Genomic DNA, 12,406 nt, shown 5'->3' on the forward strand with positions numbered 1-12,406 from the left:
ATGCCGGCGCGGGCCGCGAGGGCGGTCAGGAGTTCGCCGCGGGTGCTGCCGGGCGGCGGCTGCCAGGTGGCCGGGGCGCGGTAGGCCGCGAGCCGCTCCCACGGCCCGGCGATGCGGAGGCGGGCCGCCTGCACGCCGCCCGCCCGGCGCCGCTCGACCCCCTCGAGGGCGCCGCGGAAGGCGGGGCCGTACTCCGGCGCGCCGCCCGGGCCGGAGCGGAAGCCGAGGCTGACTTCGATGCCGGCGCCGGGGGCGAGGAGGGGCTCGCTGCCGGCCAGCCCGGCGGGGTCGGCGAGCTCGGCCAGCGCCCGCGAGACGGCCGGGCCGTCGACCCGGCGGAAGCTGCGGAGGAGGCCCGAACCGTCCAGCTCATCCGCGAGCGGCGCGGCATGCACGGCCCCGACCCGCGCGGCGAGGAGCGCGGCCCCATCGGCGGCGAGCGCGAGCCCGAAAGGCGCGCCCGCAGCGAACGGGACCGGCTCGCTCCAGGGCGCGAGCGTCCCGGCGACGGCCTGCGCCAGCAGCGCGCGGGAGCCGGCGACGGGCGCGGCGCGGACTTCGCGCACGGCGGCGACGGCCTGCCCGGCCCAGGCGATGGCGGGCCGCTCGAACGTGATGCCGGAGGCGGCATCGGCCGCGGCGACCGGCCGCGGGCCGAACCAGGTGTTGGGCGGCAGCCCGCCGTCGCCCATCACATGAGCGGCCGCGAGGGCCGCGCCGCTGCCGGGCGCCGTGCCGGTCACGAGTAGGTGGAAGTCGCCGGCGGCGTGGACCGCGGCGAGCCCGGTGACGGTCGCCCAGGTGCCGGCCATCGTCCAGGTGGTGCCGCTGGCGGCCCAGGTGCCGCCCGTCCGGCGGAGCCGCTTCACCGCCGGGGTCGCGCCCAGGCTATAGAAGGCGCAGAGGTTGCCGCTGGAGGCGCGGCCGGCGAGCGCGAGGCTGCCGATCGGCACGGCCTCGGTCACGCGGGTCGCCGGCGCGGACCAGGTCAGGCCGTCGTCGAAGGAGTGGATGGTGCGGAGCGCGGTGCCGTCGGCGAAAGCGGCGGCGATTTCGCCGGGCACGGCCGCCGCGGCGATAGGCGCGCCGGCGGGCAGGCTGGCGAGGACGCCCGACCACGGGCCGCCATCCCGGCGGGCGCGGAGGCTGCCGCCGTCGTTGACCAGCTGGACGGCCGTGCCGGCGGCGGTGAGGACGAGCGCGTGCGGGGCTTCGCTGCCGGGCAGCGCGGCCGGCGGGCCGAACGCGAGCAGCGGCACGCCCGCCCGGCGGCGGGAGAGGAGGACGCGGACCGCCGGGCGGCGGCGCGCCGCGCGCTGGTGCGCGAGGAGCGAGGGCGTGAGGGTGCGCATGCCGCTACCGTGGCAGCGCGGCCCTCCAGCTCCGAGGGGCGGCTGACGCTCGGGGTCAGTGGCCGGCGGCGGCCCGGGCGCGCGCAGCCTCGAGGCCCGTATCGTGCGAGGCCGAGGGCGCGGCCAGCAGCAGGTAGAGCGAGCCGATGACCCCGGCGATGAGCGAGGCGGCGAGGATGCCGATCTTCGCCTCGTCGAGGTGCGACGGGTCGTCGAAGCTGAGGCCCGCGATGAAGAGCGCCACCGTGAAGCCGATGCCGGCGATCATCCCCGCGCCGAGCACCTGCCGGAAGCCGGTGTTCGCCGGCAGCTGGGCGAGCCCGAGGCGGACGCACAGCCAGCTCGTGAGGAAGATGCCGATCGGCTTGCCGAACACGAGGCCGAACGCGACACCGAGGGTGACGGGGCTGGAGGCGGCGTTCCGCAGCATTTCGCCCGTGACGGGGACGCCGGCGTTGGCGATCGCGAAGATGGGCACGATGAGGTAGGCCGTCCACGGCGCGAGCCGGTGCTCCAGCCGGTCCAGCGGGCTCTCCATCCCGCTGGCGAGGTCTTCCATCTGGGCGAGCGCCTGCTGCATCCGCTCGTGGTCGCCGTCGGCCCGGGCGAGGGCGTACTCGGTGCGCAGGCGGTCCATGGCGGCGTCGAAATCTTCGTCCGAGTAGTACGGCCGGGAGGGGGTGAGCATCGCGAGGATGACGCCGGCGATCGTGGCGTGGATGCCCGACTTGAGCATCGCGGCCCAGAAAAGGACGCCGAGGAAGAAGTAGACGCCGATGGCGCGGACGCCGCCCCGGTTCAGGATGAACATGAGGGCGAGCAGGGCCGCCGCCCAGCCGAGCGCTTCGAGCGAGAGCGATTCGGTGTAGAAGACGGCGATGACGATGATGCCGCCGAGGTCGTCGGCGACGGCGAGGGCGAGGAGGAAGACCTTGAGCGGCGGCGGCACCCGCTTGCCGAGGAGGGTGAGGACGCCGACGGCGAAGGCGATGTCCGTCGCCATCGGGATGCCCCAGCCGTGCGCCGTCTCGGTGCCGGCGTTGAAGGCGGTGTAGATGAGCGCCGGGCCGAGCATGCCGCCGAGCGCCGCCGCGACGGGGAGGATGGCGCGCCGGGGGCTCGAGAGTTCGCCCGAGACGAGCTCGCGCTTGATTTCGAGGCCGACCACGAAGAAGAAGAGCACCATGAGGCCGTCGTTGACGGCGTGGCCGAGGTGCTGGTGGATTTCGAAGAGGTGGAGGTCGAGCGCGAGCTCCGTCTCCCAGAGGTCGTGGTAGCTCTGCTCCCAGGGGGAGTTGACCCAGGCGAGCGCGATGATGGCGCCGAGGAGGAGGACGATGCCGCCGGAGGCTTCGATGGCGGCGAAGCGCTGGGCAGGGCGCACGAACCGCCGGACAACGAAACGGCGGCCATGGCCGCCGATGAAGGAATCGAGGGCGCGCAACACGTCGCCCGTAGCGTAGATCGGCGAAGCTTGCGGTCAATTGAGGCCGCACCGGTCCCTCGTTGCGGGGACGGCGCTTCCGCGTGGCGGGGGCGGGCCGTACCATCGGCGGCCATGGGGCCGCGCATCCTCATCCTCGCCCGGGGCTACCTCGGCAGCCACATGTCGGCGCCGGGCATCCGCGCCACCGCGCAGGCGCGCGTCCTCGCCGAGCACGTGCCCGGCGCGCGGGTCACCCTCGCCGGCCCGAACGAGGACGTCGAACAGCCGGCCGACGGGGCTTTCCGGGTGACCCGCTGGAGCGCGCGGAACCTGCTCCAGCTCGCCGCCTCGCACGACATCATCATCAGCTCGATGCTGCCGCCCCACATCGCCGTCTTCTACCCGTGGAAGCGGTACGTGGTGGACCTCTTCTCGCAGTACGCGATGGAGTGGATGGAGGTGGGGATGCAGCACTACGAGGGGCGCCACCGCGACGCCTGGGCGGAGCGGACGCGCGCCGTCCTCGGCATGCAGCTGACGCTGGCCGACTTCATCCTCACCTGCAACGAGCGGCAGCGCGACAGCTACATCGGGATGATGACGTCGCTCGGGCTGATTTCGCCGCGGGTGTACGAGGCCGACCCGACGCTCCGGCGGTATATCGACTCGGCGCCCCACGGCATCCGGCCGGAGCTGCCCGTCCCCGGGAAGCGGGTGCTGCGCGGCGTGCGCCCCGGCTTCGGCGAAAACGACCGGATCATCCTCTGGAACGGCGGCATCATCCAGTGGTACGACCCGGCGACGCTGATCGAGGCGCTCCGGCTGCTCGGCCGGGACGATATCAAGCTGCTCTTCCTCGGCGCCGCCTACCCGGGCATCAAGGAGCTCGGCAAGGGCGTCCGCTTCCAGGATGCGAAGGCGATCGCGGCCCGCAACGGCCAGCTGAACCGGACGATCTTCTTCGAGGAGGGCTGGGTCTCCCACGAAGAAGCGAAGCAGTACGTGCTCGAGGCCGACATCTCGGTCTGCACCTACTTCGACAACATGGAGACGCGCTACAGCCACCGTACGCGGTTCGTCGACCTGATCTGGGGCGAACTGCCGTTCATCTGCACCCACGGCGACGTGCTGGCGGAGGAGGTGGCGCAGGAGGGCTGGGGGCTCGTCGTGCCGGAGGGCGATGCCCCGGCGCTGGCGCGCGCCATCGAGAAGCTGCTGGATGACCGGGAGTTCCACGCCCGCTGCAAGGCGAACCTCGCCGCTGCCCGGCCGCGGCTCCAGTGGAGCGCGACGATGCAGCCGCTGGTGCGCTTCTGCCGGGAGGAGGGCGAGCCGGTCTCGGCGAAGTGGGAGCGCGTGCCCGGGCTGGCCCAGCGGCTGGCCGTGTACACCGCCCGGCGGGCCGTGTTCAACCACTACGACCGCGCGCTGAAGCGGCGCTCAGAGCGGCGGGAAGCGGCCGAGAAGAAGGAGCGGCTGCGGCAGGAGCGGCTGGCCCGGGCCGGCGCGGGGAGCGCGGCGAAGTGAGGATCCTCGTCCTCTCGCGGGCCGTCGTCGGGCCGCAGATGGCCTCGCCCGGGGTGCGCGCCTACCAGCTCGCCGGCGCGCTCGGCCGCGCCCTGCCCGGCGCAGAAATCACCCTCGCCGTGCCGGGCGACCGCGGCGAGGTGACGCCCCCGGCCCGCAACGTCGGCATCCGCCGCTACTACGACAACGGCGAGGCGCTCTTCCTCGCCCGCCAGCACGACGTGACGGTGTCGCGAAACTTCCCGCCCCAGTTCGTCCAGCTGATGGGGAAGACGCGGCTCGCGCTCGATGCCTTCACCCCGCTCTTCATCGAATGGATGGAGCTCTCGCAGCGCGACATCCTGCCGAAGTGGCGGCGGACGTGGATGGCTTCGAACCGGTGGTATTTGAACATGCAGCTCACGCTGGCGGACTTCATCTTCTGCGCGGACGACCGCCAGCGCGACCTCTGGATCGGGATGATGATGGCGCTCGACCTCGTGCCGCCGTCGGTCTACGCGCGCGACCCGTCGCTGCGGCAGTACATCGACGTGGTGCCCTACGGCGTGCCCCAGCAGCCGCTCCGGCCGGCCGGGCCGGTGCTCAAAGGGGTGGTGCCCGGCATCGCACCGGGCGACCGGGTGCTGCTCTGGAACGGCGGCATCACCGAATGGAACGACACCGAGACGCTGCTCCGGGCGATGGCGCAGCTCGCCGGCCGCCGGCCGGACGTGAAGCTCGTCTTCATGGGCGTCAACCACCCGGATTTCGCCTTCGGGCCGAACGCGGGGGTGACCCGCCGGACGATCGAACTCGCGGAGGAGCTGGGGCTCAAGGACCGGACCGTCTTCTTCCGCGAGGGCTGGGTGCCGTACGCGGAGATCGACAGCTACCTCGCAGAGGCGGACGCCAGCGTTTGCCTCGGCTACGAAAACCTCGAGGCGCGCTTCGCCTTCCGCACGCGGTACGTCGACCTCTTCCGGGCGCAGGTGCCGCTGCTCTGCACGCGCGGCGACGTGCTGGCGGAGCGGGTGGAGCGGGAGCCGCTCGGCATCACCGTGCCGGAGCGGGACGTCGACGCCGTGGCGGCCGGCATCGAACGGCTGCTCGACGATGCCGGCTTCCGGGAGAGCTGCCGGGCGAACCTCGCGCGGGTCGGCGCCGAACTGTCGTGGGATGCAGCCGTGCAGCCGCTGGCCGACTTCTGCGCGCGGGGCGAGAGCGTCGCCCTGCCGGCGCGGCAGCGGCAGCTGCGGGCCGCCTTCCGCGGCGGCGTCTACTTCGCCCTCAAGAAGGCCTGCAAGAGCCCGCCGCTCCACCTGTAGGCAGGCGGGCGAATGCAGACGAAGCGGGGGGAGCGCCTGAGCGCTCCCCCGCTTCCTTCCGCCCCCGCCGGCGCCGCGGGCGCTCAGCCCTGCGCCAGGCGGAAGCGGGCCGCTGCCTCGCTGAGGGCTTTCGCGTACTCCCGCATCTGGGATGCCGTCGCCGCCAGCTCCTCCGACTGCGCGGAGAGCTCCTCCGTCGAGGCCGAGACCTGCTCGGCCGAGGCCGACGTCTGCTCGGAGGTGACGGAGACCTGCGAGATGACCATCGCCACCCGCTCGGTGCCGCTCGCCATCTCGGCAGCGCCGGCGGCCGAATCGCGGCTCACCTGCGCGATCGATTCCGTGGCTTCGACGATGCGGGTCGCGCCCCGGGCCAGCTCCTGCACTTCGCCGGCGACTTCGTTCATCCGCTCGGCGGCGGACTGGACGGCGTGGATGATCGCCTCGAGCGACTGGCCGGCGTGCTGGGTGATTTCGCGGCCGGCGGTCACGTCGCGCACGCCCTCGGCCATCGCGTTGACCGCTTCGCGGGTGCCCTGCTGGACGCGGGCGATGAGCTCGGCGATTTCGCGGGTGCTGGCGCTGGAGCGCTCGGCGAGGCCGCGGACGTTTTCGGCGACGACGGCGAAGCCGCGGCCCTGCTCGCCCGCGCGGGCGGCTTCGATGGCGGCGTTGAGCGCGAGCAGGTTCGTCTGCGAGGCGATCTCGTCGATGACCTTCACGATGTCGCCGATCTGCTGGCCGAGCTGGCCGAGCTCGCTCACCCGCTCGGAGGCGCGGCCGACGGCAGCAGCGATCGACTCCATCGCGGCGACGGCCTGGGCGACCGCCTGCTGGCCCTGGATGGCGGCTTCCCGGCTCGCCTCGGCGGCCCGTGCCACCTCGGCCGAGACTTCGGAGGCGTGCGCGATCCGCTGGCCCATCGCCTCGGCTTCGCGCTGGCCCTCGGCCGCCGATTGCGCGCTCGACTGGGCGCTCGCGCTCAGCTGCTGCGAGCCAGCTGCGAGCTGGGTGACTTCGTGGGTGCTGTCCTGCGCCAGGTTGTTGAGCGTGACGGTGGAGGTCGTCACCTCGTTGATCGCCTGGGCGATCTGGCCGGTGGCAGCCGCCATCTGGTTCGAGGACTCCTCCAGCTGGGCCGAGGCCGCGAAGATCGCCTGTGCATTCTCCTGCACCGTGCCGACGAGCCTCGCAAGGTTGTCGACCATGTCGCGCAGGGCCCGGCCGAGCGCATCCTGGGCGCCGCGCGGCTTCACCTCGACGGCCAGGTTGCCGGACGCAACTTCCCGGGCCACGCCGACCATCTCGCGGAGATAGGCCGTCATGTTCTGGAACGACTGCGCCATCTGCCCCAGCTCGTCCTTCGAGCGGATATCGACGGTGACATCGACGTCGCCCTGGGCGATGCGGTCCGCTGCCTCGGCGGCCCGGCGCGCGGCCCCGGCGATGGAGCGGGCGAGCAGCCAGGCGCCCCCGAACCCGAGCACGACGGCGGCGACGGTCAGCCCGATGAGCAGCGTGCGCGCGCTGCCGGCCGCGGCATCGGCCCGCTTCGCAGCCTTCTGCGACTGCTCGACGTTGTACCGCGCCAGGAGGTCGAGGTTATCGTTCAGCCGCTGCGCATCGGAGTCGATCTGGGAAGCAGTGATGACGGCGCCGACCTGGTCGCCCTTCGAGGCCTGGTCCAGCACCTGCGTGCGGCCGGCCACCACCCGCTGCGCGAGCTCTTCGATCACGGCGAAGAGATCGGCCTCGTCCTTCGAGCTAATCGTCGGCCGGTAGGCCTCGAGTTCGTCCTGCGCCTTCTTCAGATAGTCGCGCGAGGCGTCAACTGCCCGGCTGCGCTGGCCGGCCTCCGCCGCGAGGAGCGCCTTCTTCTCGTCGCGGGCGCTGGCGTTGAGGTACCGGATCGCCTGGAGCGAGTGCTGCACGCCGAGGGTGTTGATGCGGTACATGGTGTCGGAGCGCTTCGCCGCTTCGTTCAGCTGGTAGACGGCGACGCCGGCGACGATGCCCATCAGGACGAGGACGACGACGAAGCCGCCCAGGATCTTGTGCACGAGGCGGAGGTTGGAGATTGCCTGCGGAATCCGCACGAAAGCCATGGAATCGGTGCCTCCCATCGCTGGCGCTGCCGCGCCATTCACGCTGTGTTCATCATCGTTTGCGGAGTTCGACGGGCCCGCCGGGAGGATCACGTAGGGTGCGGGCGGGTTGCCACTAAGGGGACGGCCGCGCACCACCACTAAGCACATGCTCAGCCGGGGCGCTTGCCGGGGCGCGGGGGTAGACTCGGGGCGATGCGCCTTCCCCGCCTCCAGCCGGCCGCGGCGCGCGAAGCGCGGCTGCCCGCCGCGACGGTCGCCGGCACGGCGATCGGCCTGGCGCTCTTCGCCGCCGGCTACGGCCGGGCGGCCGACGTCGCGTGGGCGGCGACCGCGCTGGGCGGGCTGGTGCCGGCCCTCCGGGGGATGGTCGAAGCGCTCCGCGCGCGGCGGGCCGGCGTCGACGTCGTCGCGGTGCTCGCCATCGCCGGGGCGATCGCGCTCGGCGAGACGCTCGCCGCGGCCGTCATCGGGGTGATGCTCGCGACCGGGCAGGCGCTCGAGGCGTACGCGGCCGGCCGCGCGGAGCGGGAGCTCACCGGGCTGCTCGCCCGGGCCCCGCGGACCGCGCGCCGCATCACGGGCGGCGCCGTCGAAGTCGTCCCGGCCGATGCGGTCCGGGCCGGCGACCTCCTCCTCGTCGCGACCGGCGACACCGTGCCGGTCGACGGCACGCTGCTCGAGGACCAGGCGCTGCTCGATGAATCGGCGCTGACGGGCGAGAGCCGGCTGGCAGAGGCCCGACCGGGCCAGCGCATCGCTTCGGGCGCGGTGAACGCCGGCGCGCCGTTCCGGCTGCGCGCGCTGGCGACGGCCGGCGAGAGCACGTACGCGGGCATCATCCGGCTGGTGGAGGCCGCGCGGGCGTCGCGCTCGCCGATGACGCGGCTGGCCGACCGGTACGCCGGGCTGTTCGTCCCGGTGGTGCTCCTCACGGCGGGCGGGGCCTGGGCGTGGAGCGGCGATCCGGTGCGGGCGCTCGCCGTGCTCGTCGTGGCCACCCCGTGCCCGCTCATCCTCGCCGCGCCGATCGCCATCGTGGGCGGGATTTCGCGGGCAGCAGCGCGCGGCGTCGTCATCAAAGGCGGCGGCGCGCTCGAAACGCTGGCCCGCGTGCAGGTCGTCTTCTTCGACAAGACGGGGACGCTGACCGCCGGGACGCCGCGGCTGGAACGGGTGCTGGCCGCGTGGGGCGGGCTCGACCCGGCCGAGGCGCTGCGGCTCGCGGCCAGCCTCGCCCAGGTTTCGGGCCACATCATGTCGGAGGCGCTGGTGCGCGCGGCGGCCGAGCGGGGCATCGCGCTTTCGCTCCCGGGCGAAGTCCGCGAAGAGCCGGGGATGGGGCTGGAGGGCGAGATCGACGGGCGGCGGCTGCGGCTCGGCCGGCTTCCGTGGGTCTGCGCGCGCGAGCCCTCGCCGGCAGCGCTCCGGCTGCAGCGCCGGGCGCTCCGCTACGGCGGTTCGGCGACGTTCCTCGGGGTCGATGGCGAGCTCGCGGCCGCCTTCGCGCTGGAGGACCCGGTCCGGCCCGAATCGGGCCGGGTGGTGCGCATGCTCCGCCGGCTCGGCATCGGCGAAACCGTGATGCTCACGGGCGACCACCCGGGCCTCGCGGAGATGGTCGGCGCCTCGCTCGGCATCGACCGGGTGCTGGCAGGGCTGACGCCGCCGGAGAAGGTGGACCATGTGGCCGCGCGGGCGGGCGCGCCCGCGCTCATGGTCGGCGACGGCATCAACGACGCGCCGGCGCTGGCGGCGGCGGATGTCGGGGTGGCGATGGGCGCGCGCGGCGCGGCGGCCGCAGCGGAGGCGGCCGACGGCGTCATCATGGTCGACCGGCTGGACCGGCTGGTGGAGGCGATGCTGGTGGCGCGTTCGGCCCGGCGGATCGCCGTCGAGAGCATCGTCCTCGGGATGGGCCTCTCGTTCCTCGCGATGGGGTTCGCGGCGGCGGGCCGCATCCCGCCGGTAGCCGGGGCGCTCCTGCAGGAGGGGATCGACGTCGCCGCGATCCTGAACGCGCTGCGGGTGCTCCGCTGGCAGCCGCCGCGGCCCGGGGCGGGCATCCCGCCGGCCGTCCTCCAGTCGCTGCTCGAAGGCCACCGGGAGCTCGGCGCGCTCGCGGATGAGCTCCGCACCCTGGCCGCCGAACTCGATGCCCTGCCGCCGGCCGAGCTGGCAGCCCGCGCCAAGGCCGCCGCCGCGCGCGTCCGCGCCATGGTCGTGCCCCACGAACAGCAGGAAGAGCGCGACCTCTACCCTGCGCTGGCGGCCCGGCTCCCGGGGCCGGACCCGCTCGCGGCCCACAGCCGGACGCAGGCAGAGCTGTTCCGCGTGCTGCGGAACTTCGAACGGCTGGCTTCGGACCTCGAGCCGGGCGCCGAGGCGCTCGACCCGGAAGACGTGGCCGACCTGCGCCAGCAGCTCATCGGGCTCGCGACGCTGCTCCGGCTCAACCTCGCGCAGGAAGAAGACCTCGCCGCGCTGCTCGGGCTCGAGCGGGCCCCGGCGCCGGCCCCGGCGGCCGCCGGGACGCCGGGGTAGACTGGCGGCCATGCAGATCGACTACGCCCTCCTCGCCGACCACGCCGAAGTCCTCAACGGCAAGCTCTACCTGATGGGCGGCGGCTGGGATGTGCGGCAGGCCCCGGCCGCGCCGGCCCGCGCCCAGTTCGCCGTCGCCATCGGCGTCCGCGTGGAGTGGGACGAGACGAACGTGCCGATCGCGCTCCAGCTGCGGCTGGAGGACGACGACGGCGCGGCGGTGTTCCAGCTCGACGGGCAGCTGCACGTCGGCCGGCCGCCGCACGTGCCGGCCGGGTCGAGTCAGCTCATCCAGGCGGCCGTCGCGCTGAACGCCGAGCTGCCGGCCTACGGCGGCTACCGGGCCGCCGTCCGCGCGTCGATGCCGGGCGGCCGCGAGGATGCGCGCTCGCTGCCGTTCCGGCTGGTGCCGGCCTCGCCCGGTGCGCCCCCGGCGGCGCCCGCGGGGTAGACCGCCGTGGTCTTCACCGTCCTCGGCGGCATCGGCATCTTCCTCGTCGGGATGCTGCTGCTCACCGACGGGCTGAAGACGGCCGCGGGCAGCGCCCTCCGCGAACTGCTGAAGCGGTTCACCGGCAACCGGTTCAGCGCGGTCCTCTCCGGCGCGGCCGTCACCGCCCTCGTCCAGTCCTCGAGCGCGACGACGCTGACGACCATCGGGTTCGTGAGTGCCGGCCTGCTCAGCTTCCAGGGCGCGGTCGGCGTCATCTTCGGGGCGAACCTCGGGACGACCTCCACCGGCTGGATCGTCTCGACCATCGGGCTGAAGGTGCGGGTCGCGGAATGGACGCTGCCGCTCATCGGCGTGGGCGCGCTGGCGTGGCTGCTCTTCAGCGGCCGGCGGGCCGCGGCCGGCATGGCGCTCGCGGGCTTCGGCCTCATCTTCGTCGGCATCGGCACGCTGCAGACCGGGATGGGCGAGCTGGCGGACCGGATCGACCCCGGGAGCTTCGGCGGCGCAACGCTCGGCGGCCGGCTGCTGCTCGTCGGCGTCGGCATCGCGATGACCGTGGTGATGCAGTCGTCCTCGGCAGCGATCGCCACCACGCTGGCGGCGGTCGATGCGGGCGCGGTGACGCTCGAAGAGGCGGCGGCGCTGGCGATCGGCCAGAACGTCGGCACGACGGTGACGGCCGGCATCGCGGCGCTGGGAGCGACGACGGCGGCGAAGCGGACGGCGCTGGCGCACGTGCTGTTCAACGTCATCACCGGGGTGATCGCCTTCGCGGCTTTGCCGGCGTTCGTCGAGCTCTCGCGGGACGCGGCGGACGACGGCGACCCGGCGATGGCGCTCGCCGCCTTCCATACGTTCTTCAACCTCGCCGGCGTGCTGCTCCTGCTGCCGGTCATCGGGCCGTTCTCGCGGCTGGTGGCGCGGCTCGTGCCGGAGCGCGGCCCGCGGCTGCTGGCGGACCTCGATGCCGCGGTGGCCGAGGTGCCGGAGGTGGCGCTCGACGCGGCCCGGCGGGCAGCAGCGCGCACCGGGCGGGCGCTGCTCGAAGCCGCGGCGCTCGGGGCCGAGGGCCGGCCCGCGCCTGCCGCCGCCGAGGCTGCCGCCGCGATCGAACCGCTCACCCGCTTCATCGAACGGGTCGAACCGGGCGACCCGGCCGCCCGGCAGCGGTACGTCTCCCTGCTGCACGCGGTGGACCACCTCCACCGGCTGGCGCTGCTCGCGGAGCGGCCGCCGGGGGCGGCGCCGGCGCGCGTCTTCCCCCACCGGGGGCCGCGCTTCGTGCAGGCCGCGCGGGCGCTGGCGGGCGCGCTCGAGAACCCGGAAGCGCTCCGGGAGGCGCTGCCCGCCGCGGAGGCCGAGGCGGCCTCGTATGCGCGCTGGCGGGATGCGCGGCGGCGGGAGCTCATCGAGCGGGCGGCCGAGCCCCGGGAGACGAACGTGGCGGAGGCGCTGGCCGGCGAACTGCGCGGGCTGCGGCGCTGGTTCGGCCGGCCGCGGCCGGCGGAAGCGCCGGCCCCTCCTCCTGGGCCCGCGCCGGCTGCGCCCCGGCCGCCGCTCGTGGAGCGGCTCGATGCGATGCTCTGGATGGCGCGCGTGCTCTACCACGGCTGGCGGCTGGGCGCCCACCTCGACGCCGCCGCGACCGGCGAGCGGCCCGCGCCGGCGCCCGCCGAGCCCGGCTGAGCCGCGCG

The 12,406-nt window shown here is 74.3% G+C and carries 8 protein-coding genes; 5 read left to right on the forward strand and 3 right to left on the reverse strand.

Going from position 1 to position 12,406, the window contains the following annotated elements:
• On the reverse strand, positions 1-1,352 hold a 1,352-nt coding region (locus tag N2041_RS10840), incomplete at its 3' end, for a hypothetical protein (protein ID WP_297678602.1).
• 55 nt (positions 1,353-1,407) lie between these two features.
• Positions 1,408-2,799, reverse strand: a complete 1,392-nt coding sequence (gene nhaA, locus N2041_RS10845; RefSeq protein WP_297678603.1) for a Na+/H+ antiporter NhaA — start codon at positions 2,797-2,799, stop codon at positions 1,408-1,410.
• A 111-nt stretch (positions 2,800-2,910) separates the two neighbouring features.
• On the opposite strand from nhaA, the gene N2041_RS10850 reads away from it, so the two are divergent.
• Both N2041_RS10850 and N2041_RS10855 read left to right on the forward strand, forming a co-directional pair.
• The gene (locus N2041_RS10850; protein ID WP_297678604.1) at positions 2,911-4,305 is read left to right on the forward strand and encodes a glycosyltransferase; all 1,395 of its coding nucleotides are present in this window, start codon (positions 2,911-2,913) and stop codon (positions 4,303-4,305) included.
• A complete protein-coding gene (locus tag N2041_RS10855) occupies positions 4,302-5,609 on the forward strand; it encodes a glycosyltransferase family 4 protein (RefSeq protein WP_297678605.1) in 1,308 nt (435 codons plus the stop codon). The genes N2041_RS10850 and N2041_RS10855 overlap by 4 nt, the downstream gene beginning before the upstream one ends.
• An 83-nt stretch (positions 5,610-5,692) precedes the next feature.
• Here N2041_RS10855 and N2041_RS10860 read toward each other — a convergent pair whose 3' ends face one another.
• Complete coding sequence (locus tag N2041_RS10860) at positions 5,693-7,714, reverse strand: methyl-accepting chemotaxis protein (protein ID WP_297678606.1); 2,022 nt, start codon at positions 7,712-7,714, stop codon at positions 5,693-5,695.
• A gap of 195 nt (positions 7,715-7,909) precedes the next feature.
• Between N2041_RS10860 and N2041_RS10865 the strand changes: the two genes are divergently transcribed.
• The 3 genes from N2041_RS10865 to N2041_RS10875 are packed head-to-tail and all read left to right on the forward strand — an operon-like array spanning position 7,910 to position 12,398.
• The gene (locus N2041_RS10865; protein ID WP_297678607.1) at positions 7,910-10,258 is read left to right on the forward strand and encodes a heavy metal translocating P-type ATPase; all 2,349 of its coding nucleotides are present in this window, start codon (positions 7,910-7,912) and stop codon (positions 10,256-10,258) included.
• A 10-nt stretch (positions 10,259-10,268) separates the two neighbouring features.
• Complete coding sequence (locus N2041_RS10870; protein WP_297678608.1) at positions 10,269-10,709, forward strand: hypothetical protein; 441 nt, start codon at positions 10,269-10,271, stop codon at positions 10,707-10,709.
• Positions 10,710-10,715: 6 nt separating this feature from the next.
• The gene (locus N2041_RS10875; RefSeq protein ID WP_297678609.1) at positions 10,716-12,398 is read left to right on the forward strand and encodes a Na/Pi symporter; all 1,683 of its coding nucleotides are present in this window, start codon (positions 10,716-10,718) and stop codon (positions 12,396-12,398) included.
• Positions 12,399-12,406: the final 8 nt, after the last annotated feature.

Source organism: Tepidiforma sp. (genome assembly GCF_026419595.1).
Lineage (GTDB): Bacteria > Chloroflexota > Dehalococcoidia > Tepidiformales > Tepidiformaceae > Tepidiforma.

Bases quoted from the DNA above. Each gene is read 5' to 3' on its own strand.
- N2041_RS10870 (WP_297678608.1), top strand. From the start codon at position 10,269: ATGCAGATCGACTACGCCCTCCTCGCCGACCACGCCGAAGTCCTCAAC.
- N2041_RS10865 (WP_297678607.1), top strand. From the start codon at position 7,910: ATGCGCCTTCCCCGCCTCCAGCCGGCCGCGGCGCGCGAAGCGCGGCTG.
- N2041_RS10850 (WP_297678604.1), top strand. From the start codon at position 2,911: ATGGGGCCGCGCATCCTCATCCTCGCCCGGGGCTACCTCGGCAGCCAC.
- N2041_RS10860 (WP_297678606.1), bottom strand. From the start codon at position 7,714: ATGGCTTTCGTGCGGATTCCGCAGGCAATCTCCAACCTCCGCCTCGTG.